Annotated in this window: 21 protein-coding genes; 9 read left to right on the top strand and 12 right to left on the bottom strand. The window is 62.0% G+C overall.

The window, feature by feature from the left end; genetic code table 11:
* Positions 1-21 precede the first annotated feature (21 nt).
* The 5 genes from dnaK to HHL21_RS10485 all read right to left on the bottom strand — a co-directional run bounded on the left by dnaK (position 22) and on the right by HHL21_RS10485 (position 6,766).
* On the bottom strand, positions 22-1,965 hold the full coding sequence (dnaK, locus tag HHL21_RS10505; RefSeq protein ID WP_169465484.1) for a molecular chaperone DnaK: 1,944 nt from the start codon (positions 1,963-1,965) through the stop codon (positions 22-24).
* Between the two features lie 92 nt (positions 1,966-2,057).
* Positions 2,058-2,606: a nucleotide exchange factor GrpE gene (gene grpE, locus HHL21_RS10500; protein WP_169465482.1), complete on the bottom strand. Its 549-nt coding sequence runs from the start codon at positions 2,604-2,606 to the stop codon at positions 2,058-2,060.
* A gap of 423 nt (positions 2,607-3,029) precedes the next feature.
* On the bottom strand, positions 3,030-4,136 hold the full coding sequence (gene hemH, locus HHL21_RS10495) for a ferrochelatase (protein WP_169465479.1): 1,107 nt from the start codon (positions 4,134-4,136) through the stop codon (positions 3,030-3,032).
* A gap of 45 nt (positions 4,137-4,181) precedes the next feature.
* The gene (gene recN / locus HHL21_RS10490) at positions 4,182-5,846 is read right to left on the bottom strand and encodes a DNA repair protein RecN (RefSeq protein ID WP_169465477.1); all 1,665 of its coding nucleotides are present in this window, start codon (positions 5,844-5,846) and stop codon (positions 4,182-4,184) included.
* 17 nt (positions 5,847-5,863) lie between these two features.
* Positions 5,864-6,766 (bottom strand): NAD kinase, encoded by a 903-nt coding sequence (locus HHL21_RS10485; protein WP_169465474.1) that lies wholly within the window; start codon positions 6,764-6,766, stop codon positions 5,864-5,866.
* A 159-nt stretch (positions 6,767-6,925) separates the two neighbouring features.
* Here HHL21_RS10485 and HHL21_RS10480 point away from each other — a divergent pair, with 159 nt between their 5' ends.
* The 5 genes from HHL21_RS10480 to gloA all read left to right on the top strand — a co-directional run bounded on the left by HHL21_RS10480 (position 6,926) and on the right by gloA (position 10,130).
* On the top strand, positions 6,926-7,303 hold the full coding sequence (locus HHL21_RS10480; RefSeq protein WP_169465472.1) for a VOC family protein: 378 nt from the start codon (positions 6,926-6,928) through the stop codon (positions 7,301-7,303).
* A gap of 99 nt (positions 7,304-7,402) precedes the next feature.
* Entirely contained in the window at positions 7,403-7,711 is a 309-nt protein-coding gene (locus HHL21_RS10475) for a hypothetical protein (protein WP_169465470.1), read from the top strand.
* Positions 7,708-9,075, top strand: coding sequence for a PQQ-dependent sugar dehydrogenase (locus HHL21_RS10470; protein WP_169465468.1), 1,368 nt, complete (start codon positions 7,708-7,710; stop codon positions 9,073-9,075). Before HHL21_RS10475 ends, HHL21_RS10470 begins: the two co-directional genes overlap by 4 nt.
* A gap of 92 nt (positions 9,076-9,167) precedes the next feature.
* Complete coding sequence (locus HHL21_RS10465; protein ID WP_169465465.1) at positions 9,168-9,593, top strand: OsmC family protein; 426 nt, start codon at positions 9,168-9,170, stop codon at positions 9,591-9,593.
* A gap of 129 nt (positions 9,594-9,722) precedes the next feature.
* Positions 9,723-10,130, top strand: coding sequence for a lactoylglutathione lyase (gene gloA / locus HHL21_RS10460; protein ID WP_169465463.1), 408 nt, complete (start codon positions 9,723-9,725; stop codon positions 10,128-10,130).
* 46 nt (positions 10,131-10,176) lie between these two features.
* On the opposite strand, the gene HHL21_RS10455 is transcribed toward gloA, so the two are convergent.
* The 4 genes from HHL21_RS10455 to HHL21_RS10440 form a co-directional block, all read right to left on the bottom strand.
* On the bottom strand, positions 10,177-11,529 hold the full coding sequence (locus HHL21_RS10455; protein WP_169465461.1) for a TolC family outer membrane protein: 1,353 nt from the start codon (positions 11,527-11,529) through the stop codon (positions 10,177-10,179).
* 76 nt (positions 11,530-11,605) lie between these two features.
* Positions 11,606-11,929, bottom strand: coding sequence for a rhodanese-like domain-containing protein (locus tag HHL21_RS10450; protein WP_169465459.1), 324 nt, complete (start codon positions 11,927-11,929; stop codon positions 11,606-11,608).
* Between the two features lie 12 nt (positions 11,930-11,941).
* Positions 11,942-12,595, bottom strand: coding sequence for a protein-L-isoaspartate O-methyltransferase family protein (locus tag HHL21_RS10445; protein ID WP_169465457.1), 654 nt, complete (start codon positions 12,593-12,595; stop codon positions 11,942-11,944).
* A gap of 162 nt (positions 12,596-12,757) precedes the next feature.
* Positions 12,758-13,408, bottom strand: a complete 651-nt coding sequence (locus HHL21_RS10440) for a TetR/AcrR family transcriptional regulator (RefSeq protein WP_169465454.1) — start codon at positions 13,406-13,408, stop codon at positions 12,758-12,760.
* Positions 13,409-13,640: 232 nt separating this feature from the next.
* Between HHL21_RS10440 and HHL21_RS10435 the strand changes: the two genes are divergently transcribed.
* Positions 13,641-14,357 carry a tetratricopeptide repeat protein gene (locus HHL21_RS10435; protein ID WP_169465452.1) on the top strand — a complete coding sequence of 239 codons (717 nt, stop codon included), beginning with the start codon at positions 13,641-13,643 and terminating at the stop codon, positions 14,355-14,357.
* 93 nt (positions 14,358-14,450) lie between these two features.
* Positions 14,451-14,732 (top strand): YkgJ family cysteine cluster protein, encoded by a 282-nt coding sequence (locus HHL21_RS10430; protein ID WP_169465450.1) that lies wholly within the window; start codon positions 14,451-14,453, stop codon positions 14,730-14,732.
* Between the two features lies 1 nt (position 14,733).
* Here the strand turns inward: HHL21_RS10430 and HHL21_RS10425 are convergent, their stop codons facing one another.
* Entirely contained in the window at positions 14,734-14,934 is a 201-nt protein-coding gene (locus tag HHL21_RS10425; RefSeq protein ID WP_229496290.1) for a hypothetical protein, read from the bottom strand.
* Positions 14,935-15,183: 249 nt separating this feature from the next.
* Here HHL21_RS10425 and HHL21_RS10420 point away from each other — a divergent pair, with 249 nt between their 5' ends.
* On the top strand, positions 15,184-16,017 hold the full coding sequence (locus tag HHL21_RS10420; RefSeq protein ID WP_169465448.1) for an undecaprenyl-diphosphate phosphatase: 834 nt from the start codon (positions 15,184-15,186) through the stop codon (positions 16,015-16,017).
* Positions 16,018-16,019: 2 nt separating this feature from the next.
* The gene (gene recQ / locus HHL21_RS10415; protein WP_169465446.1) at positions 16,020-17,840 is read left to right on the top strand and encodes a DNA helicase RecQ; all 1,821 of its coding nucleotides are present in this window, start codon (positions 16,020-16,022) and stop codon (positions 17,838-17,840) included.
* A gap of 27 nt (positions 17,841-17,867) precedes the next feature.
* Here recQ and HHL21_RS10410 read toward each other — a convergent pair whose 3' ends face one another.
* Both HHL21_RS10410 and HHL21_RS10405 read right to left on the bottom strand, forming a co-directional pair.
* Complete coding sequence (locus tag HHL21_RS10410; protein WP_169465444.1) at positions 17,868-20,822, bottom strand: SIR2 family protein; 2,955 nt, start codon at positions 20,820-20,822, stop codon at positions 17,868-17,870.
* 52 nt (positions 20,823-20,874) lie between these two features.
* The gene (locus tag HHL21_RS10405) at positions 20,875-23,094 is read right to left on the bottom strand and encodes a CHAT domain-containing protein (RefSeq protein WP_169465442.1); all 2,220 of its coding nucleotides are present in this window, start codon (positions 23,092-23,094) and stop codon (positions 20,875-20,877) included.
* Positions 23,095-23,099: the final 5 nt, after the last annotated feature.

The following is a 23,099-nucleotide window of genomic DNA, read 5'->3' as shown; positions in this document are numbered from 1 at the left end:
GCCCGCCCTCCATTATATTGCTTACTTCGCGTCTTTGACTTCCTTGAAGTCGGCATCGACGACGTCGTCCTGGTCGGCTTTCTGCTGCTCGCCGCCTGGCTGGCCGCCCTGGCCGCCTTCACCGCCGGCTGCCTGCTGCGCCTGCATGTCGGCGTACATCTTCTCGCCCAGCTTCTGCGACGCGGTCGACAGTGCCGCCACCTTGGCGTCGATCTCGGCCTTGTCGCCCGACTTCAGCGAACCTTCCAGGTCGGCGATCGCCGCTTCGATCTTTTCCTTCTCGCCGGCTTCGAGCTTGTCGCCGTATTCGGTCACCGACTTGCGGGTCGAGTGCACCAGGGCGTCGCCCTGGTTGCGCGCTTCCGCCAGTTCCTTGACCTTCTTGTCTTCTTCCGCGTTCAGCTCGGCGTCCTTGACCATCTTCTGGATTTCTTCTTCCGTCAGGCCAGAGTTCGCCTTGATGGTGATCTTGTTTTCCTTGCCGGTAGCCTTGTCTTTCGCGCCGACGTGCAGGATGCCGTTGGCGTCGATGTCGAAGGTCACTTCGATCTGCGGCGTGCCGCGCGATGCTGGCGGGATGCCTTCGAGGTTGAACTCGCCCAGGCCCTTGTTGCCGGCGGCGATTTCACGCTCGCCCTGGAAGACCTTGATGGTCACCGCAGGCTGGTTGTCGTCCGCGGTCGAGAACACCTGGCTGAACTTGGTCGGGATCGTGGTGTTCTTGTGGATCATCTTGGTCATCACGCCGCCCAGCGTTTCGATACCCAGCGACAGCGGGGTAACGTCCAGCAACAGCAAGTCCTTGCGCTCGCCCGACAGCACCGAGCCCTGGATCGCCGCGCCAACTGCGACGGCTTCGTCCGGGTTGACGTCCTTGCGCGGGTCCTTGCCGAAGAATTCTTTGACCTTTTCCTGCACCTTAGGCATACGGGTCATGCCGCCGACCAGGATGATGTCGTCGATGTCCGAAACCTTGACGCCGGCATCCTTGATCGCGATGCGGCATGGCTCCATGGTCGCGTCGATCAGTTCCTCAACCAGCGATTCCAGCTTGGCGCGGGTCATCTTCAGGTTCAGGTGGACCGGCGCGCCGTTCGCCATGGCGATGTACGGCTCGTTGATTTCGGTCTGCTGCGACGACGACAGTTCGATCTTCGCGCGCTCGGCCGACGCCTTGATGCGCTGCAGTGCGATCGGATCCTTCTTCAGGTCGAGGCCGTTGATCTTCTTGAACTCGTCGATGATGTAGTCGATGATGCGCTGGTCGAAGTCTTCGCCGCCCAGGAAAGTGTCGCCGTTGGTCGACAGCACTTCGAACTGCTTTTCGCCGTCCACATCCGCGATTTCGATGATCGACACGTCGAAGGTACCGCCGCCGAGGTCATACACGGCGATCTTGCGGTCGCCCTTGTCGGTCTTGTCCAGGCCGAATGCCAGCGCGGCCGCGGTCGGCTCGTTGATGATGCGCTTGACGTCCAGGCCGGCGATGCGGCCGGCGTCCTTGGTTGCCTGGCGCTGCGAGTCGTTGAAGTAAGCCGGAACGGTGATGACCGCTTCGGTGACTTCTTCGCCGAGGTAGTCTTCAGCGGTCTTCTTCATCTTGCGCAGGACTTCAGCCGAGATCTGCGGCGGCGCCAGTTTCTTGTCGCGCACGCTGATCCATGCGTCGCCGTTGTCCGCCTTGTTGATCGAGTAAGGCATCAGGCCGATGTCCTTCTGCACTTCTTTCTCGTCAAATTTGCGGCCGATCAGGCGCTTGACTGCGAACAGCGTGTTCTTCGGGTTGGTGACTGCCTGGCGCTTGGCCGGCGCACCGACGAGGATTTCGCCGTCATCCTGGTAAGCAATAATGGAAGGCGTGGTACGCGCGCCTTCAGCGTTTTCGATTACCTTTGGCTGACCATTTTCCATGATCGCGACGCAGGAGTTAGTGGTCCCCAGGTCGATACCGATAATTCTGCCCATGATGTTGTCCTTTTAATTACTATGTTTTCAGATGATTCGGATATTTGGAAAAACTTCGCGCTTTCAAGAGCTTACGAAGCCTCGTCGCGTATTTATTTCGCTTGTGCCGCTGTGACGATGGCCGGGCGCAACAGGCGGTCGGCGATCATGTAACCTTTTTGCAACACGTTGACGACGGTGTTCGCTTCCTGGTCGGCTGGCACGACGGCCACGGCCTGGTGCTTCATCGGGTCAAGCTTGTCGCCCACTGCCGGAACGATTTCGATCAGGCGGTTGCGTTCGAATGCCGCGCTCAGCTGCTTCAGCGTCAATTCGACGCCTTCCTTCAGCGATTCCACCGTCGGCGCTTCGACTTTCAGCGCCATTTCCAGGCTGTCGCGCACCGGCACCATGGCTTCAGCGAAGCCTTCGATGGCGAACTTGTGCGCCTTGCTGACGTCTTCCTGGGCGCGGCGGCGGATATTTTCGGCCTCGGCCTTGGCGCGCATGAACGCGTCGTGCGTTTCAGCCAGTTTTGCTTCGGTGGCGCTCAGTTGCTCTTCCAGGTTCGAGACGCCTTCGTCCGCACCGGTTGCCGGCGTTACCTGGATGGTTTCGTCGTCGGGCGTGCTGGACACATCCTTGTTTTCTTGGTCTTGCATCGAAAAAGCTCCTACTATCAATGACTTGGATGGTGGTTTGACGTGTCTTGCTAACTACACTTTCCCGCAGATGGGGCTTTAGCCTACAACTTCAAGGGCATTACCAGCACTCTGTCGCGATGAGTGCTAAAAGCAAGTTGTAACTACGGTTACAAGTCTTACCAATTTGAGCAATCTTGTGCAGACGGAACGAACTAATATTGAATTATCAACCGGAGTTCGTCATGAAGCTGTCACTGCTCGCCGCTAGCGTCTTCGCCTATACCGTCCTTACTGTGGCATGGCTCTGCTATGCCGAGCTGGCTTTTCCATAAGGCGGGAATTATGCATGTCAGCCTGCTATTTTAACAGGCTGTAAATGTGGGTTGTCAATTGTGCAGGACCAGCGAGCCCTTTATAGCCGGGCGTCATCCCGACGGTGGCTTAGCTCGCACCCATGGCCGCGGCGTTCGCCCGTCCGGTTGCGGCATCGCTCTGGCGCGCGTCGCGCTGCGACTGGGTCAGCATCGTCGGCCAGCCGATGATGTGCTGCTCGGTGATTTCCGCCAGCGCCGTGATCCATGCCGGCGATTCGTTCAGGCACGGGATGTAATTGAATTCCTTGCCGCCAGCCGCTTCGAATGCGTGGCGCGCTTCCATCGAGATTTCTTCCAGGGTTTCCAGGCAGTCGCTGGTAAAGCCCGGGCAAACCACGTCGACCCGCGCCACGCCTTCGCGCGCCAGCTGTTCCAGCGTTGGCGCCGTGTACGGCTGCAGCCACTCGGCCTTGCCGAAGCGTGACTGGAAGGTCACGAGGTACTGGTCCGGCGTCAGGCGCAGGCGTTCGGCCAGCAGCCGCGCCGTCTTGTAGCACTCGCAGTGATACGGGTCGCCCAGCAGCAGCGTGCGTTTCGGCACGCCGTGGAAGCTCATCACCAGCTTGTCGCCGCGGCCGTGCGTTTCCCAGTACGCGTGGATGCTCTCTTCCAGCGCGGTGATGTAGGCCTCGTTGTCGTGATAGTTGCGCACCATGCGCAGCTCGGGCAGGTTGCGCACGCCGGCGTAGTGGGCGAACACGGCGTCGTAGATCGACGCGGTGGTGGTACCCGAATATTGCGGATAGGCCGGCAGGATGGCGATACGCTCGACATTCTTCGCCTTCAGCTGGTCGAGTACCTCCGGCAGCGACGGCGAACCGTAACGCATCGCCATCACTACCTCGACGTCGCCGTGGCCGCGCTCGTCCAGCATGTCACGCAGCAGCGCGGCCTGCTTCTGGGTGTGCACCTTCAGCGGCGAACCTTCGCGGGTCCAGATCATCGCGTACTTCTTCGCGGACTTGCCGGAGCGGAAAGGCAGGATGATCATGTTCAGGATGAACCACCACACCAGGCGCGGGATTTCCACCACGCGCGGATCCGACAGGAACTCCTTCAGGTAGCGCCGCACGGCCTTGCGGGTCGGCGCGTCGGGCGTGCCGAGATTGACGAGCACGACGGCGCTGCTGGCCACGGCACCGTGAATGTAAGGTGGTTCGTTACGGAAGGGCATGAAGGTCCGGAAAATGAGGGCGGAAAGCCCGCTATTATAAGTTTTCTAGGACGCCAATAGTTCGCGGGCATGCTTTCTTGTTGTTGCGGTGATCTCTATTCCGCCGAGCATGCGCGCGACCTCTTCCACCCGTGCCTTATTGTCGAGTACGTCAATACGGGACACGGTCTTGCCGGCACCCGTCGTGCCCTTGGCGACCTGGAAATGCTGGTTGGCCTGGCTGGCCACCTGCGGCAGATGAGTGACGCACAACACCTGCCGTTCCTGTCCAAGGCGCTTGAGCAGGCGGCCGACCACTTCCGCGACACCGCCACCGATGCCGCTGTCGACCTCATCGAAAATCAGGGTCGGCGTGGTGGCCGAATTCGACGTGATCACCGAGATGGCCAGCGCGATACGCGCCAGTTCGCCGCCCGACGCCACCTTGGCCAGCGGACGCGGCGCCACGCCCGCGTGGCCGGCCACCAAAAACTCGACCTGCTCGACGCCGTGCGCCGTAGCATCCACCGGATTGAGCGCGACCACGAAGCTGCCGCCGGTCATGTTCAGTTCCTGCATCGCGGCCGTCACCTGCGTGCCCAGCAATTTGGCCGCGCCGGTACGGACCACGGACAGTTTTTTTGCCGCGGCCACGTACTCGGCCTTCAGCTTTTCCTCCTGCTTGCGCAGGCCGTCGATATCGCTGGCGTCGGCCAGCTGCCTTAGTTTTTCTGACAGGCTCGCGTGTTCTTCCGGCAGCTCATCGGGCGTCACGCGGAACTTGCGCGCGCTGCTGTGGATCGCTTCAAGGCGTCCTTCCACCTGGCGCAAGCGATCCGGATCGAGGTCGACCCGGTCGAGGTAATCGTTAAGCGCATACACCGCTTCCTGCAACTGGATGCGGGCCGGCTCCATGCAATCGAGCACCGGCTGCAGCTGCGCGTCGATGTCGACCAGCTTGCCCAGCTTCTGGTTCAGCGACGAAATCTGCGACAGGATCGGATGCTCGGATTCGGAAATCGCGGTCAGCGCTTCCTGCGCGCCTTCAAGCAGGCTGGCCGCGTGCGAAAGGCGGCTGTGTTCGTTAGTGATGTCGGCCCACTCGCCCGGCTTGACCGCCAGCTTTTCCAGCTCGTTCACCTGCCACTCGAGACGTTCGCGCTCGACCAGCACATTCTTCGCATTGGTTTCGAATTCCTCGCGCTGGCGCGATAGCGCGCGCCACGCCTTGTACGCGGCGGCCACGTCCTGCGCATGCCGCTCGCCGCCGCCCTCCTTCGCCACCGACTGGCTGTCGAGCAGCGCGCGCTGCGCGTCGAGTTTCAGAAGCGACTGGTGCGCGTGCTGGCCATGGATGTCGACCAGCAGTTCGCCGAGGTCGCGCAGCTGGGTGGCGGTGGCCTGGACGCCGTTGATGTAGGCCTTCGAGCGTCCCGCGTTATCGATCACGCGGCGCAGCAGCGCGCCGCCGTCGTCAAGCGCGAATTCGTTTTGCGCAAGCCAGTCCTGGGCAGCGCCGCTGGCGCTGAAGTCGGCCGTGATGTCGGCCTTGGCCGCGCCCTCGCGCACCACGCTGGCGTCGCCGCGCCCGCCCAGCGCCAGCTGCAGCGCATCGATCAGGATCGACTTGCCGGCGCCGGTCTCGCCGGTGAAGACGGAAAAACCACTGGAAAATTCAAGCTCGATCGAATCGACAATGACGAAGTCGCGGATGGAAAGTGTACGCAGCATGTAGGTGGGGTCTTCTGTTATTTCGGCCGGCAGTCGCCCGCCGGGTATTCGTTCCAGTGCAGCTTTTCGCGCAGCGTGTCGTAGTAGGTCCAGCCTTCCGGATGCAGGAAGGTCATGTAGTGCGGCGAGCGCGAAATGATGATCTGGTCGCCGTGCATCAGGCTGGCGAACGTCTGCATGTCGAAGTTGATGCTGGTGTCGCGCCCGGCCACGATTTCGATCGTGATGGTGCTGGTGTCGGGCACCACGATCGGCCGGTTCGACAGCGCGTGCGGCGCGATCGGCACCAGCGCGATGCCGCCCAGGCTTGGATGCAGCAGCGGGCCGCCGGCCGACAGCGCGTACGCGGTCGACCCGGTCGGCGTCGCGATGATCAGGCCGTCGGAGCGCTGGTTGTACATGAAACTGCCGTCGACCGTCACCTTCAGCTCGATCATGCCGGCGCCGGCGCCGCGCGCCACCACCACGTCGTTGACGGCCTGGCCGCAATGGATGGTTTCGCCGTTGCGCTTGACGCAACCTTCCAGCATGGTGCGCTTTTCCGAGCGCGCCTTGCCGCCCAGGATAGCGTCCAGCGCCGGGATCATGCGCTCGACCGAAATGTCGGTCATGAAGCCGAGGCGCCCGAGGTTGATGCCGACCAGCGGCACGTTGTACGGCGCCAGCTGGCGCGCGATGCCAAGCATGGTGCCGTCGCCGCCCAACACCACCACGGTCTGGGCGGTGGCGCCGATCTGGTCCGCGCTCATCGCCTCGACGCCCGGCAGCGCAAGGTGCCCGGCGGTGGCCGCCTCGAACACCACGTGGTAGCCGCTGTGCTGCAGGAAGTCCACCAGCTGCTGCACGGGCTGCTCGATACCTGCGGTATTCGGACGCACCACCAGCGCGATGGTTTTCTGCATGTCAGGCGTATCGGGCATAGAAGTCTCGGCGTTTGATTGATGGCGTCACGCAGGAGATTACCCGATAATGCCTGCGGCTGCTACTTCGCCCCGGCGCTCCGAAGGCTGTATGAATGCACAGTATAGGGCGTGGCGCCGGTTTCCGGCAAGACAACAACAAACCTCACGGAGACACACATGGCAAAAGCACTTGGCGTTGGCGGTATTTTCTTCAAATCGAAAGACCCGAAAGCATTGCTGGCGTGGTACCAGCGCGCGCTCGGCGTGCCGTCGGAATCGCCCGACTACGCGACCTTCTTCCCGACCGCGATGCCGGCCGGCGGCTGCACCGTGTTCAGCCCCTTCATGCTGGACACCGAATATTTTGCGCCATCGGCCAGCAGCTTCATGTTCAACCTGGTCGTCGACGACCTCGACGGGGCACTCAAGCAGGTCGCCGAAGCCGGTGGCACCCTGGCAGGCGACATCGCCTCCTACGAGTACGGCCGCTTCGGCTGGTTTATCGATCCCGACGGCAACAAGGTCGAACTCTGGGAACCGACCGCTTCGGCCTGACCGCCGCTACCTCGCGCGGCCGCGCCCAATTGGGCGACCGGGTTCTTGGCAAAGCGATACCCTTTGCACAATTGAACCGCAAGCAGCGAGGGAGCAGACATGGTTACCGAAGCACGCGACCGCAGGGTCAACACCGACGCCAAATCGAGGAATGACGGGGTCAAGCGCCTGCCGCACGAACGCGACGAGTCGCCGGATGGGCAGGACGCCAAACCGCGCGGGGTCATGGAGCAAGCCGCCAGCGACCTCGAACAGGGACTGGTCGACACCGACCTGCACGGTGTCCGCGGCATCGAAGAGGCCGTCCCACACGGCGGTGGATCCGGCCAGGCAATACCGCGGGCCGATGCCGCCAAAGGCATGCGTCACCACGACACCGTCACCCCAACCGGAGGAAAAAAACAATGAAGCCAGCCGTATTGATCAAAGGCCTCGCCCTGAGCGCCCTCTGCGCAGCCGCCGTTGCGCAAACCATGCCACCCGGTTTCGGGCCGAACCCGACGCTGCCGGCGCCGGAAGAGCAGCTGATCCCGACGGTGAACGTGGCGAAGGCGCAGCCGTGGCCGAAAGGCACCCGTCCCGTCGCGGCCGCGGGCCTGGCGATCAATGCGTATGCGGGCGGCCTCGACCACCCGCGCTGGTTGTACGTGCTGCCGAACGGCGACGTACTGGTTGCCGAAACCAACAAGCCGCCGAAGAAGGAAGAACACAAGCCTGACGGCGTGGTCAAAAAGATCAAGGGCGCGGTGATGGCGCAGCAACAGAAAAAGGCCGGCGCCGGCGTGCCCTCCGCCAACCGCATCACGCTGCTGCGCGGCATCGGGCCGAACGGCCAGGCCACCTCGCGCACGGTGTTCCTGGACGGGCTGACCTCGCCCTTCGGCATGGCATTGGTCGGCAATGAACTGTTCATCGCCAACGCCGACGCGCTGGTCAAATTCCCGTACAAGGAAGGCGACACCCGCATCACCGCGAAAGCCACCAAGGTGGCCGACCTGCCAGCGGGCATGAACCACCACTGGACCAAAGGCCTGGTGGCCAGCCCCGACGGCAGCAAGCTGTACGTGTCGGTCGGCTCGAACAGCAACGTCGGTGAAAACGGCATGGACAAGGAAGAAGGCCGCGCCGCGATCTGGGAATTCGACCGCGCCAGCGGCAAGGGCCGCGTTTTCGCGGGCGGCTTGCGCAATCCGGTCGGCATGGCATTCCATCCGGAGAGCAAGGTACTCTGGACCAGCGTCAACGAGCGCGACGAACTGGGCGACAACCTCGTGCCCGACTACATGACGTCCGTCAAGGATGGCGGCTTCTACGGCTGGCCGTACAGCTACTACGGCCAGATCGTCGACACGCGTCCGCAGCCGCCGCGCCCGGACCTGGTGGCGAAAGCCATCAAGCCCGACTACGCGCTGGGCGCCCACACGGCCTCGCTCGGCCTCGCGTTCTACGACGGCAACCTGATGCCGCAGTTTAAGAACGGCGCGCTGGTCGGCCAGCACGGCTCGTGGAACCGCAAGCCGCATTCCGGCTACAAGCTGATCTATGTGCCGTTCGCGGGCGGCATGCCGAACGGTCCGCCGCAAGATATCGTGACCGGATTCCTCAGCAAGGACGAACGCGCATACGGCCGCCCGGTTGGCGTCGCGATCGACAAGACCGGCGCGATCCTGTTTGCTGACGATGTCGGCAACATCGTCTGGCGCATCACGCCTGCCGGTGCGCCAGCAGCGGCGCCGGCAGCAATGGCGCCAGCCACCGCAGCGCGAAAATAACGGCAGCAGGGTTCTGTGCGTCCCCGTACAGTTCCCGCGCCGCGAGCGTGGCACTCTATGACTTTAGAAACCAAAAAGCCATGGAGGCACCAATGAAACGTTCAGCATCAGCAGCATGGAGTGGCGGACTCAAAGACGGCAAAGGGTTCATCTCGACCCAAAGCGGCGTACTCGACAACACGCAGTACGGCTTCAACACGCGCTTTGAAAACGGCCCGGGCACCAATCCCGAAGAACTGATCGGCGCCGCGCACGCGGGCTGCTTTACGATGGCCCTGTCGGGCAGGCTCGGCGAAGCGGGCATGACCGCCAAGCATTTGGCCACCACCGCCACCGTCACGCTCGATAAAGTCGACGGCGGATTTGCCATCACGGCAGTCCACCTGCAACTGGTTGCACAGATTCCAGGCGCCAGCCAGGAAGCTTTCGACGCCGCTGCGCAGGACGCGAAGGCCAACTGTCCTGTGTCGAAACTGCTCAACGCAAAAATCACGCTCGACGCTCGCCTCGAAGCCTGAAATCGTCGTTCCCGCGCACGCGGGAACCCATGCTGAGCATTCCTGTACGGGAGCGACGAATCTGGCGTCGGCAGGAATTCGCCCTTGCGCTTAGAATCTTGAATTACTTTACATAGCCAAGGAGCAAGGATGCGTATCCTGCACACCATGCTGCGGGTCGGCGACCTGCAGCGTTCTATCGACTTCTACACCCGGGTGCTCGGCATGAAACTGCTGCGCACCAGCGAAAATCCTGAGTATAAGTACACGCTCGCGTTCGTGGGCTACGGTAACAACCCGGATCACGCCGAGTTGGAACTGACTTACAACTGGGGCGTGGACAGGTACGAACCGGGCACGGCCTACGGGCACCTCGCGATCTCGGCGGAAGATATCTACGCAGCCTGCGACTCGGTACGGACCAACGGCGGCAACGTCACGCGCGAGCCGGGTCCGGTCAAGGGCGGCAGCACGGTCATCGCCTTCGTCACCGATCCTGACGGCTACAAGATCGAGCTTATCGAGCGTAAGGACAGCGGCCGCGGCGCGGGCCTCTGAAACAAGAAAACGGCGCCGCGGCGCCGTTTTCTCCTTGCACTGCCGCTTATTTCTGCAGCAGGTTGTTCACCGGGATCAGGTCGTCTTCACGCAGGGAACCAGCCGCCGCTTTCAGGCGCAGGCCGTTGACGATGGTGTCGTAACGCGCGCGCGACAGGTCGCGGCGGGTCGAGTACAGCTGGCGCTGCGCGTTCAGCACGTCGATGTTGATGCGCACGCCAACCTGGTAGCCCAGCTTGTTCGATTCCAGCGCCGAGTTGCTCGACACTTCGGCCGCTTCCAGCGCCTTGACTTGCGCCAGCCCGCTGTTCACGCCCAGGTAAGCCTGGCGGGCGAACTGTGCTGCGTTGCGGCGCGTGGCTTCGAGGTCGTTGCGGGCCTTGTCTTCCAGCGCGATCGATTCACGCACGCGGCTGGTTACAGCGAAGCCGTTGAAGATCGGGATGTTCCACTGCACGCCAATGGCGTTGTTCTGCGTGGTGCCCGAAGCGTTGACCTGGCCATTGACCTTGCGGTGGGTCGAGTTGGCAACCAGGTCCAGCGTCGGGTAGTGGCCGGCGCGGTTCTTCGAGATGTCGCGCTTGGCGGACTCCAGCGCCAGCTGGGCTGCTACGACGCCGTAGTTCTGGCTCTCTGCCGACGATACCCACGGATCGATCAGCGCAGGCTGGGGCGAGGCCAGTGCGACGCCCAGCTTGAGCGGCGCCAGCGCCGATGGTGCGGTGCCGATAATGGCTTGCAGCGCGGTGCGCTTGACTTCCAGATCATTGACTCCAGCGAATTCCTGCGCCACGACCAGGTCAAACGCGGCCTGAGCTTCGTGGGTGTCGGTGATGGTCTGGGTGCCGACTTCGAAGTTGCGCTTGGCCGACGCCAGCTGTTCGGTGGTCGCGGTCTTCTGCGCGCGGGTCGATTCGAGCGTGTCTTCAGCGGCCAGCACGTCGAAGTAAGCCTGCGCCACGCGGGTGATCAGGTCTTGCTGTGCCTGCGCGAACTGCGCTTCGCTGACGGCCTGCAGCAGCTTGCTCTGCTGGTAGGTCTGCCAGTTGGCCCAGCGGAACAGCGGCTGCACCAGCGACAGCGTGTATTCGTTGGTGCGCAGGTTGCTGGCGCTGCCAGGAACCGTGCCGATCGCGCCGTTCGGCAGGGGAGCGCCTTCATTCCATGGCGAGACATCGGTATCGTTCTTGACGATCGCGCCGTTTGCGCCAATTGTCGGCAACAACAGCGAACGCCCTTGCGGAACCCTTTCCCTGCCTACCGCCGCCGAGGCACGCGCGCTGGCGAACACCGCGTCGTTTGCCAGTGCCTGCTTGTACACGTCGAGGAGGTCGGCCGCCTGTGCATTGAGCGAGACAACAGCGCTGGCAATCAGCACGGCGATAAGGGATTTCTGCATTGCATTCTCCGTTGGAGTCATCAAAAGGTTAAGTAAATTTGCAGCTGACTTGTTTCCGATTCCGAAGCGCTGACGATCAGTACTTCGGCATCGTGCTATCGACCTGCATAGCCCAGGCGTGAATTCCGCCCGTCAAATTGGTCACATCCGTGAAGCCGTTGCGTTCCAAGAAGGTCGCAACCGCCGCACTGCGCGCGCCGTGATGGCAGATGCAGACAATCTCGGCATCGTCATCGAGTTCCTGCAATCGCGCAGGAACGGTGTTCATCGGGATCAGGGTCGAGCCATCGATCTTGCAGGTCTCGCATTCCCATCCCTCACGCACGTCCAGCAGCACGGGGCGCGGGCGCGACGGATCGGCCAGCCACTCTGCGAGCTCGGGTGCGGTGACGTGTTTCATTGCCAGGCCGCCTTAGAACGTAAAGTGCGACACAGCTTGCGCACCGGCCAGCGGCTTGACGCTGGTCTCGAAGACCTTGACCGTGTCGTAGGCCGTGTCCGAAACGCGGGTGATGATGTTTACCGACATCACAGGCGCGACGCCGATGATCGCGGCGATGCGGCCACCCACCTTGACCTGCTTGAGGAAGGCTTCCGGCAGCACTTCCAGCGCGCCCGAGATCACGATGACGTCGAACGGCGCGCCCTTGTCCCAGCCGGCAGCGCCGTTGCCTTCTTCGACGCTGACGTTGGCCACGCCGGCACGCGCCAGGTTCGCCTCAGCCAGCGCTTTCAGTTCCGGCGAGATCTCGACGGTCGTCACGTGGCGGCCCTTGTGCGCCAGCAGTGCAGCCATGTAGCCGGAGCCCGCGCCGATTTCCAGCACAGTTTCATGCTTCTTGAGCATAACTTCCTGCAAAATGCGCGCTTCCATCTTCGGCGTGAACATCGCCTCGCCGCCTGGCAGCGGGATTTCGGTGTCGACGAACGCCAAGGCCTTGCAAGCTGCCGGAACAAATTCCTCGCGCTTGACGACTACCAGCAGGTCGAGCACGTCCTGGTCCAGCACGTTCCATGGACGGATCTGCTGTTCAATCATGTTAAAGCGGGCTTGTTCGATATTCATCTTTATGACTCGGTGGGAAAATAATAATCCGATATTTTATCGTTGAACGGCCTCAGAACCCACATCTTAGCGATCTGGGTTCGTAGACAGCGAGAAATTGCGACAGTCTGCAGTTTAAAGGGAATGAACCCGCGAAAACGCCGACCTGGCGCTTTTTGCAACTCACGGCTGGACTGCAGGAGGCGGCAACAGGCCGTTGAGCGCCATGTCGAGGAAGGCATCGATGAAGGCAGTGGGGTCGAGCTGGTCATGGGCGCACGGGCCGACCGAATGCTTCCAGGTCATCAGCATCAAGACCGGTGCGACCAGCACCTGGGTCATCACATTGATGTCGATCGGACGGAACTCGCCACGCGCGACGGCGCGATCGAGCATCGTGGCCATGGCGCGGGTGCCGCGCACGATGACTTCTTCCTGATAAAACTTCGCAAGGTCGGGGAAGTTGCCCGCTTCGGCCATCACCAGCTTGATGATGCCGGAGGCGTTGGTCTTGCCCATGCGGTCCCACCAGCCATGCACGACGCGGCGCAGCAGCTCTGCGCTATGGCCCGAGAAGCCGGCGATGTCTTCCTCGGCAGCGTCGATGGCAGGCACGACGCTGTTGCGGACCACTGCCTTGAACAGTTCTTCCTTGTTCGTGAAGTACAGGTAGAGCGTGCCCTTCGACACGCCGGCGCGCTTGGCGACGTCTTCCAGCCGGGTGGAGGCGAAACCGCGTTCGACGAACAAGTCCAGCGCAGCCGCCAGAAGCTCCTGGGGGCGCGCGTCCTTGCGGCGCTCCCAGCGCGGTTTCATATTGAAAGAGCAATCCATGTGCTGCCATCCGGGTAACTTACTTACGAGTCATTAATATAGACTGGCGTTAACTGGTCGTCAAGCATTCTGCCCGCTTGTTCTTACTTCTTGAACAGATTAACAAGTACCGCAGGACGCCCCCCCCACAGCGCCATCGGACGCCACCTTTTGCGCCTTGGGTTGACGCCCATGCGATTAGGGACGATTCTTTGCCCCGCGTACTTTCCTTTTACCCTATACGGACGTCCCCATGAAACTTCGGCTCTATCTGTTTGCAATCCTGCTTGCCTTCGCTTCGCCCACGATCGCTTTCGACGAAAGCATGTCCGCACGGCTGCGCTCGTTGGCTGAGCAAGGCAATCGGGCCGCGCAGTATCACTTGGGAATGCTGTACAACAATGGAATTGGCAGCGTAACGAAGGATCCAAAAAAGGCATTCGCGTGGTTTCAGAAGTCAGCAGAGGGGAACGACCCATTGGGAGCGTACAAGCTCGGATGCTATTTCGCGGGCCAGTTCCCCGGGGTGGTCGCCGTCGATGAAGATCGCGCCTATTCGTACAAGCTCATCGCGGCCAAGGCGGGTTACTCGCTAGCCCAGTCCGATGTCGCGATCATCAGCTACAAGCGCGGTGACTACGAACGCGCCGCGACATGGTGGAAACTGGCAGCGGATCAGGGCAATGCGATCGCGGCCTACAACCTGGCCAATCTGCACGGTTCGGGCCGCGTCGGTCCGGTCGATCATGCGATGGCGTATGCCTACTTCAAACTGTCGAAACTGATATCGGAAAAGTCCGTCAGTGCAAGCGCCCAGACCACCTTAACCCTGCTGGCCGCGAAAATGTCGCCGCAGGAACTTGAGCGGGCAGAACAATTCGTTGCTAGCTGGGAGGAAAAGCGGAGCGACCTGACTGTACAGGCACAAGCCCCTGCGGGGGCGATCGCCGCGCTGTTATCGGGACAATAACGCACGCAATTTCAAACAGATTACGTAGCACGGCAGAGCGGCATGCGCATCGGCCCCAAGATATACTGTCGCACCCTCTTTCCGAACTTGCCCATGTCCGCCAGTGCAAACAAAGTCAGCTGCCGTGCAGGATGCGGCGCATGCTGCACCGCTCCCTCGATCACCTTGCCGATTCCCGGCATGCCGAACGGTAAACCGGCTGGCGTGCGCTGCGTTCAGCTGAACGACGACAACGGTTGCGCGATCTTCGGCCACCCCGACCGACCGGCCTTTTGCGCCGGCCTGCAGGCCTCCGCAGAAATGTGTGGCCCATCGAGGGAATATGCGCTCCAGTGGTTGAGCGACCTGGAACGGGCGACGGCGCCGCAGGCTTGATTCACTCTCCGGTGCTGTCTTCCGGGATGCGTCCGGTAAGGCGGACACGTTTCTTCTTCTTGATCATTTCGGTTTGCTCCTGGGCCGGCTTGAGCGCCGGCGGCGGCGCGACGGGTAGCGGAAAGCCAAGAAACACCATCACGAAAAATATCGGCAGCAGCAGATAGAAAAGCGGCCGCTTCCAATTGAGCTTGTGTTTCATCATCGTCAACAGATGCGGGCAATAATGGGTTCGGCAAGGGTCGACCCAGCTGCGTATGCGTTGATTAATCGTCAATGCGCCGCCCGGGGCTTGCGAATACAATCACAAGGTTGAGAAAGCGGCGAAACATCCGGTCGCTGTTGCTCCAGAACCATAGCGAGCGGGCTAGTCGTGGTAAGCTTCGAGCCCGCACCGTAACGCCTTCCGGTCTTTCTTTACTCAACACAGACGCACGTTTTCGCCGAATACATGGATATCATCATCGCGGTAAAAGCCATCCTCATGGGCGTGGTCGAAGGGTTGACCGAATTTCTCCCCATTTCCTCCACCGGCCACCTGATTTTGGCGGGCAGCTTGCTGAACTTTACCGACGAAAAGGCGAAAGTTTTCGAAATCGTGATCCAGGCCGGCGCCATCCTCGCCGTGTGCTGGGAGTACAGGAAGCGCATCGTGTCGATCTTCAGCGGCATCACTCATGACCGGAAGGCACAGAAATTCGTGCTGAATGTCTTCGTGGCTTTCCTGCCGCTGGCGCTGCTCGGGCTAATTTTCGGCAATGCGATCAAGGCCGCGCTGTTCTCGCCGGTGCCGGTCGCGCTGGCGTTCATCATCGGCGGCATCGTGATCCTGATCGTCGAGCGCCACCACAAGCTGTGCCCGCCGGCGGTGCGCTTCGAAAGCGTCGACGACATGAGCATCACCGACGCGTTCAAGGTCGGCATCGCCCAGGCCGCCGCGCTGATTCCGGGCACCAGCCGCTCCGGCGCCACCATCATCGGCGGCATGGCCTTCGGCCTGCCGCGCCGGGTCGCCACCGAATTTTCGTTCTTCCTCGCGATCCCGACGCTGATGCTGGCCACCGTGTACTCGCTGATCAAGGAGCGCCACATCCTGACCCTGGCCGACCTGCCGATGTTCACGCTCGGCTCGATCTCGGCCTTCATTTCCGCATTCATGTGCGTGCGCTGGCTGCTGCGCTTCATCAGCACCCATGACTTCACGGTATTCGCCTGGTACCGCATCGTGTTCGGGCTGATCGTGCTCGCCAGCTCGCATTACGGATGGGTAGTTTGGGTGCACTAGAAATGAATCCCGCGATCAGCGCGCGCGCCCTCGAACAGCTGCAGACCGTCTTCGGCTACCCCGCCTTCCGCGGGCAGCAGGGCGAGATCGTCGAGCATGTCAGCAACGGCGGCGATGCGCTTGTGCTGATGCCGACCGGCGGCGGCAAGTCGCTGTGCTACCAGATTCCCGCGCTGCTGCGCGACGGCGTCGGCGTCGTCGTATCGCCCCTGATTGCGCTGATGCAGGATCAGGTCGACGCGCTGGCCGAAGTCGGCGTGCGCGCGGCCTTCCTGAACTCGACCCAGACTTTCGAAGAATCGATGCGCATCGAACGGCTGGTGCGCACCGGCGAGATCGACCTGGTGTACGTCGCGCCGGAACGCCTGATGACGCAGCGCTGCCTCGACCTGTTCGACGCCGCGAAGATCGCGCTGTTCGCGATCGACGAAGCGCACTGCGTGTCGCAATGGGGGCACGACTTCCGCCCCGAATACATCCGCCTGTCGATCCTGCACGAGCGCTTCCCGGACGTGCCGCGCATCGCGCTGACCGCGACCGCCGACCCGCAGACGCGCGCCGAAATCGCGATGCGCCTGCAGCTCGAAGACGCGCGCCAGTTCGTGTCGTCGTTCGACCGGCCGAACATCCGCTACCAGATCGTCGAGAAGGACAACGGCCGCAAGCAGCTGCTCGACTTCATCACCGCCGAACATGGCGGCGACTGCGGCATCGTCTACTGCCTGTCGCGCAAGAAGGTCGAAGAGACGGCGCAATTCCTGAACGAGAACGGCATCCGCGCGATGCCCTACCACGCCGGCATGGAGCACCCGAAACGCGCCGCCAACCAGGCCAAGTTCCTGCGCGAAGAGAACATCGTGATGGTCGCGACCATCGCCTTCGGCATGGGCATCGACAAGCCGGACGTGCGTTTCGTCTGCCACCTCGACCTCCCGAAAAGCATCGAGGGCTACTACCAGGAGACCGGGCGCGCGGGCCGCGACGGCATGCCGGCCAGCGCCTGGATGGCGTACGGGCTGCAGGACGTGGTGCTGCAGCGCCGGATGATCGACGAATCCGAAGCCGACGAAACCTTCAAGCGCGTGCTGTCGATGAAGCTCGACGCCATGCTCGGGCTGTGCGAGACGCTGAGCTGCCGGCGCGTGCGCCTGCTCGACTACTTCGGCGAGCCATCCGGCCCGTGCGGCAATTGCGACAGCTGCCTGATACCGCCGGTGTCGTTCGACGGCACCGTACCGGTGCAAAAACTGCTGTCGACGATCTACCGGGTCGACCAGCGCTTCGCGGCCGGCCATGTGATCGATGTGCTGCGCGGGGCCGAAACGGACCGCATCAAGCAGTGGCACCACGATTCGCTGTCGGTGTACGGCATCGGCAGCGAGCGCCCCGAAGCTGAATGGCGCGCGATCCTGCGCCAGGCCATCGCGCTTGGGCTGGTCACGGTCGACCATGATTCGTACAGTTCGCTGAAGCTCACCGACGCCGCGCGTCCGGTGCTCAAGGGCGGGCAGAAGGTGCAGCTGCGGCAGTACGTGAAGCCGGCCAAGTCGAAGCGCGCGCCGTCGGCATCGAAGGGCTATGTCGAAAGCGAGCTGTCGAAATCGGAACAGGAAATCTTTGACAGGCTGCGCTCGTGGCGCATGGGGACGGCGCGCGAGCACAATGTGCCGGCGTATGTGATTTTCGTGGATGCGACCTTGCGCGAGATCGCCAAGGCCAAACCGCGGTCGCTGGACGACCTGCGCGGCGTCAGCGGCGTCGGCGAGAAGAAGCTCGCGTCGTATGGAGAAGAGATTGTCGCGCTGATTGGCGAGATGCTGTAACGCGCGGCATCCAGTTGCGGCACACGCTCAGTTCGGGAACAGGACAGCGGCCGGCGGCCGTGCCTCGGCGCTTACCATACTTTCCGACGAAATCTCTTGATACAGGCGATTGGCGAGACCCATCAACACATTGCCGCTGTCGCGGCGTGCGATCTCGCGGCGTACATTCCGTAATCGAAGCGAGGATGCCGGGGTAGCCTCGGCACGCGCGTCGGCCAGCGCCAGCCCATATTCGCCGTACAGGCGCCCAGTCGCCACCTTGGCGTTCTCCTCGAGCGTCTTGAAGATACGGCGCGCTTCGGAATCGCGTTTCAGTTCCAGTAATGCAATCCCGATGCGGGGCCGGGTCTGGTACCCGTGTCCCTCGCCACCGTACTGTTCGGCAAGCGCCTCGGCCTCCCTGTACAGTTCCAGGGCGCAGCTCGCGTTCTTTTGCATCATTTCCAGATCGCCCGCGATCATTTTCACGCGCGCCTCGATCCAATATTGTGTTGGAATGGTTTTTGCCAATGCGATCGCATCAGCGATTTTTTGAGTGGCGTTCACAAATCGCCCGCTCGATCCCTCTATGCGTGCAAACCATGCGTCGGCAATCGCGCGAAGTTCCACACCATGGTTGCCGTTGAGTAGTTCCAGGCCCTTCTTGATTTCGTCTTGCGCCTGTTTGTGCAAGCCCTCCTCGATGTAGGTCCAGGCCAGCGCATCGATGCGAAGCAGGGCCGCCAAATGCGGATCAGCCCCATCCATCTCGGCAAGCGCATTTCCAAGGAATGCCAGCCGGTCGGTATTCAGGAATCGGCTATCCATGTAATGGGTCAGCAACATGACAAATTTCGCTACGCATCCTTTCGCGACAGCGCGCTGCATGACATGGCGGATAATCGGCCAGTACGGATCCACCTTTGCCATTTCGTCGCGCACCAGCGTGTTCCAGTACGGGGCATCGATCTCGGGCCGGCACAGAACGTTCCTGTCGCCGAGAAAGGTGAGCAGGTGTTTCGCCAATGCGTCGCATGCTTCGTCCACGCTTCGCTGATCCACGAACTTTTGCAGATAATCGCGCAGGATCGACTGCATCCGGAACGTATCGTTGGCCACATCACGCTCGACAATGCCGAAGCGGACAATGAGCTCCGCGCCCTTGCTGAAGAGGGTGGCATCGAGCGCCGCGGCCTTGCGCAGCAAGCGCGAAGGCACTGGCACGCTGTCCGGAAACGCGAGCATTGCGCTTAAGACAGTGCACGCGCTGGCAGTCATTGCATCCCATATCCGTGCGATGTAAATATCAAACAAGCGGCCAATATTCGAATCGCCACCCCGGGCCCAGTTGTCGGCATCGCCAAGGCATGCCGCGTCGAGTTTGCCGGTCCCTACAATCAGTCCGACGGCCATCCGGATTGTCTGGGGGTTGCCACAGGTTTCACGCGCCAGCCGCTGAACCAGTTCCTCACTGAGTCCGGCCGCAATATGCCGCCGCAGCATCAGCGAGCGCGCGCACTCGCCCACCATCTCGACGGCTTCTTCATGCGACAAGCGCTCGACCTCGACGACAAAGCCGGTCACGACAGCAGTACGGGATGTCACAATAATCCGGCTTTTCGGATTCGCATAGGGCCCGGCGTTCTCGAGCCAATGCTTGACCTCTTCGGCATCGCGCGGCAGGTCTTCCAGCACCACGATGACCTTGCGTTCCTGGAGCAGTCCGTTGATCCGCAAACGCTTGCGCTTTATCCGATCAGCGTCCAACTCCCGAGCCTTCCCGGGCGCGGTAAATTCATCGAGCGCGAGGGCGATCGCATCGAGGATGCGCTCAAGATGGGCGACCTGGTGCGCCGCCCGCTGCTCCTTGCATGCGGCGCAACCCTCTTCATGGCGGGGAGTTGAATGATCACACTGGTCTTGGTTGACGGAACTCCCCACCCAGATCACCTGCTCGAACGCATCGGTTATCGAAATAATCCCGCCACTATGCACGCAGTCGGCCACAGCGGCGGCGACCAGGGTCGTCTTGCCGACGCCGGCTTCGCCCTTGACGACAACCACCCGAAAATCCGATTGCAGGCCTGCTTCAATGCGACTGCGCGTGTGCATCCGGAATGTCGAATGCGGAAACTGCGGGGCCGCGAACTGGCCACGCACGCCATCCCCGGTCAGTTGCCCACATGATTTGCGACGATCATAGCGAATCAACGCCTTCCGGAAGCAACGCAACCACTGCTCGATCTCTTCATCGGCCTTCGGTGTGCCGCCTTTTTCGGGTATCGGAATGACCTTGACACCGCGTGCATGCAGCGCCTGCATCGCCAGCGCCGTCGGCTGCAACTGCAGGCTGTACAGCAAGGGCCGGACCGAACCCGACTGCGCGGCGACTTTACCTAAAACCATCCCGAAGTTCGGGTCGCTGAAGCTATAGCCGAGAAACAGCACCGTGTGCGTTTGCAGTTCGACCTTGAGGAGATCTGCCACAGCCGGATTGCGGTTGAAATAGCTGTAGTAATCCTTGGCGCTGATCACCAGCGAATCCGCATCGTCCAGGTCGCCGTGCAGCTTCACGATCGACAAGGTGGAGGTGTCCGAAAATCCCACGTGCGACGCGTTGAAGATGACGTTTCGGTTGATCTGTTTTTTGCGCGACGCCTGTTCCAACAGGCTGTCGAAATTCGTTGTGTAGATCCGCTGGACCGGCATGCTCACAATCAGCTCATGAGTCTGCGTCAACTGGAACCGGACGTCACCCAATTGGTCCTTCAGGTATTGAATCAGGACTCCGCGGCTGTGCTTGGTCTCATACAGCTCGGCGATGTCGAGATAGCTCGCCCCCTCGCCGACCTCGGCGCCCAAGTCCTTGCGTAGCGGCGCCATCAGTTTCGACCAGGATGGCAATCGTGCCCCGAGCGAGATGCCGGCGCCGACAAAAATGGTGCCATTTCCATGCGCGAAGCGCTCCACCAGAACCGGATCGATTGCATAGTTCTTGGACATACGGTCCCCTTGAAGGAAGTCGCCGGCGCACCGGCGGGCCAGCCGCCATCGTTCAGCTTTTAGCCGGGCAATACTGTTGAAGTGCAGCGACGCGCTCTGTCCAGCCCGACGCTTCGGCGGCATCGCCCTCGCCTGCGGCGGACGAGGCGCCGGCGCGCGCCTGAAGCAGGTTTCCAAGCGCACCGGCGGCGCGCATCGAAGCGCTGCCGTCGGCCGCGCAGACTGCCCTGCGGTACCATTCGATCGATTTGTCGGCATGCCGCACACTGGCGTAGCCACGGCCAAAGCCATCGGCGATGGAGCCGATATCGCCCCAAAGGCTGGCGAATTCGGTCTCCAGGTATTCCAGCTTGGCCAGCAGCACCTCGTGCGGCTTGCCGCCGAGCGTGCCCTGCACGGCGATCGTCTCAAGCGCCATTGCCAGCGACACTGGCGAGGAGATGACGCTGAACTCTTCGCTCAGTGGAATTGCCAGACGCCTGGCCGTGTCGGCCGCACGCGCGCTGCGCCAGCGCCAGTCGGGATCGCCGTAACATTGATAGGCCGCCCATGTATTGCAGCCAGGATAGGCAGTCCACGTGGCCGCGCGCGCCTGGCCGACCGCCTCGATGAAACGCGAACCGTTGAGCAATGCGACATAGAATTCGGTGGCGAAGCGTTCTGCTGCGTTGTCGTTGACAGCCCATCCGGCGGCGACTACGCAGCGCACACCGATCCGGATCAGGGCCTCGGCGATATTCGCAGCGAATTGCGCACGGTCGTAGGGCACCAGGACGGCCGACGCATCGCGCCCTGCCGAATGACAGCAGTTAAGGAAAACCAGGTCCGGAATGTTACGCATCGCATTGATCTCACTGGCGCCCAGAAAAGCCCCGTCGCCTGACAGCACCACGCCACCGTGCTCGTCCGGCTCGCCATGGCCGGCCACGTGAACGATCTGGTAAGGATCTTTCAGCAATGCGATCAGGATGGCGTTGGCGTCGTTCTGATCGGCGCGTAATGTCACCTGGTTCCGGTGAATACCCCCGCTGCGGGTCAGCTGTTCGGCAACGGTAAGTGCTTCGCGCTTTGCTCCGGGCAGCGGCGGATAGGCCGGCGAACTGGTTTTCGGATCGCCAATGATCAGCACTTTATCGCCGAGACCGGCGGGACGAAGGATTGGGCGAAAATCGTTGAGCTGCAGCTTGCGAACGAGCTTGCTGCGAATAGACCACGGCCGCTTGTCGGCGGCATCCACATCGGCATTCGTATCCAGCAGTTCCCAGGGAATGCCGGCAGTAGCGCGGTCAAGCTCCATAACCAGTTCGCTGGAGCCGCCGAGGAACGGTTCCATTTCGACCGGAATCAGCAAATTGAACAGGGTGCGCCCGATTTCCGGATTGGTGGCGGGTTCGTTCGACGCTTTCGCTACCAGCTCGCGGACCAGCGTGGCTTGCGCACGGTGCGCATGCACCTCTGCCCGGGCACGCCTGGTGTCGAGCGTATACGCGATGCCCGGATATTTCGCGGCCGGCCCGGCGAACTGGAGGGCGCTGATGAAATCGTAACTCGTGCCGCGGTAACTGGTGTCGGGCAAACGGCGAAGTCCGCCAGGGCCAGCATGGATTTTCCCGACCAAGGTCAGCATGTTCCGATCCGCCAGCTCCTGCATATGCAGCGCGTGCCAGGCCTCGATGGCTCGCTCGAGGTACAGTTCTACCAGGGTCAGCCGGCGCAACCGTGGCCACCCCTCGACCAGCCGCAGCTTCGAATTGGCCTCATGCGCGGCCTGGACAATGGCCAGCGCAGAACTGGCCGCGGTGATGCCACTTCCGCCACTGCCGGCCAGGGTCGCCGCCATGGAAAATTCCAATAGCGGCGAATCGGGATGCGCCTCGGATAAGCGTTGCGCATAGGCCAGGATTGCCTGGCGAACGCTATGAACAAGGTCAGCTGCGCGCAACTCGCCTTCATCGCCCAAACCGGCGACAACCACGGTGGGCAGGCAGACCGGGCCCGCACCGTCCTCACGATCGCAAGGATTACGAAATACCTGATGCGAGCCGGGCGCGCCCGGATAGACTCCTGCAAGCATCGCGCGGCTCATGCGGCCGCCAAGAAGCCCATCGATCACCGCTTCCGCACCGGTCAGCATCGCCGATCGATAGTGCCCCACCAGCAGCGTTTGCTCGGTAAAGCGCAGATCGGCATTGCCTACTATCACCTCGACTCGGCCCGTGCCGGAAGGATTTTCTCCATTAAACGCCGTATCGCTGCTCTCGGGGGGTACCATTGGAC

This window comes from Massilia polaris, assembly GCF_012927275.1.
Classification (GTDB): Bacteria; Pseudomonadota; Gammaproteobacteria; order Burkholderiales; family Burkholderiaceae_D; genus Telluria_A; species Telluria_A polaris.
The sequence above is the reverse complement of the archived record's forward strand: the minus strand, read 5'-3'. Positions and strand labels throughout refer to the sequence as shown.

Excerpts from the sequence above, each read along its gene's own strand:
- dnaK (WP_169465484.1), bottom strand. The coding sequence starts at position 1,965 with ATGGGCAGAATTATCGGTATCGACCTGGGGACCACTAACTCCTGCGTC.
- grpE (WP_169465482.1), bottom strand. The coding sequence starts at position 2,606 with ATGCAAGACCAAGAAAACAAGGATGTGTCCAGCACGCCCGACGACGAA.
- hemH (WP_169465479.1), bottom strand. The coding sequence starts at position 4,136 with ATGCCCTTCCGTAACGAACCACCTTACATTCACGGTGCCGTGGCCAGC.
- recN (WP_169465477.1), bottom strand. The coding sequence starts at position 5,846 with ATGCTGCGTACACTTTCCATCCGCGACTTCGTCATTGTCGATTCGATC.
- HHL21_RS10485 (WP_169465474.1), bottom strand. The coding sequence starts at position 6,766 with ATGCCCGATACGCCTGACATGCAGAAAACCATCGCGCTGGTGGTGCGT.
- HHL21_RS10480 (WP_169465472.1), top strand. The coding sequence starts at position 6,926 with ATGGCAAAAGCACTTGGCGTTGGCGGTATTTTCTTCAAATCGAAAGAC.
- HHL21_RS10475 (WP_169465470.1), top strand. The coding sequence starts at position 7,403 with ATGGTTACCGAAGCACGCGACCGCAGGGTCAACACCGACGCCAAATCG.
- HHL21_RS10470 (WP_169465468.1), top strand. The coding sequence starts at position 7,708 with ATGAAGCCAGCCGTATTGATCAAAGGCCTCGCCCTGAGCGCCCTCTGC.
- HHL21_RS10465 (WP_169465465.1), top strand. The coding sequence starts at position 9,168 with ATGAAACGTTCAGCATCAGCAGCATGGAGTGGCGGACTCAAAGACGGC.
- gloA (WP_169465463.1), top strand. The coding sequence starts at position 9,723 with ATGCGTATCCTGCACACCATGCTGCGGGTCGGCGACCTGCAGCGTTCT.
- HHL21_RS10455 (WP_169465461.1), bottom strand. The coding sequence starts at position 11,529 with ATGCAGAAATCCCTTATCGCCGTGCTGATTGCCAGCGCTGTTGTCTCG.
- HHL21_RS10450 (WP_169465459.1), bottom strand. The coding sequence starts at position 11,929 with ATGAAACACGTCACCGCACCCGAGCTCGCAGAGTGGCTGGCCGATCCG.
- HHL21_RS10445 (WP_169465457.1), bottom strand. The coding sequence starts at position 12,595 with ATGAATATCGAACAAGCCCGCTTTAACATGATTGAACAGCAGATCCGT.
- HHL21_RS10440 (WP_169465454.1), bottom strand. The coding sequence starts at position 13,408 with ATGGATTGCTCTTTCAATATGAAACCGCGCTGGGAGCGCCGCAAGGAC.
- HHL21_RS10435 (WP_169465452.1), top strand. The coding sequence starts at position 13,641 with ATGAAACTTCGGCTCTATCTGTTTGCAATCCTGCTTGCCTTCGCTTCG.
- HHL21_RS10430 (WP_169465450.1), top strand. The coding sequence starts at position 14,451 with ATGTCCGCCAGTGCAAACAAAGTCAGCTGCCGTGCAGGATGCGGCGCA.
- HHL21_RS10425 (WP_229496290.1), bottom strand. The coding sequence starts at position 14,934 with ATGAAACACAAGCTCAATTGGAAGCGGCCGCTTTTCTATCTGCTGCTG.
- HHL21_RS10420 (WP_169465448.1), top strand. The coding sequence starts at position 15,184 with ATGGATATCATCATCGCGGTAAAAGCCATCCTCATGGGCGTGGTCGAA.
- recQ (WP_169465446.1), top strand. The coding sequence starts at position 16,020 with ATGAATCCCGCGATCAGCGCGCGCGCCCTCGAACAGCTGCAGACCGTC.
- HHL21_RS10410 (WP_169465444.1), bottom strand. The coding sequence starts at position 20,822 with ATGTCCAAGAACTATGCAATCGATCCGGTTCTGGTGGAGCGCTTCGCG.
- HHL21_RS10405 (WP_169465442.1), bottom strand. The coding sequence starts at position 23,094 with ATGGTACCCCCCGAGAGCAGCGATACGGCGTTTAATGGAGAAAATCCT.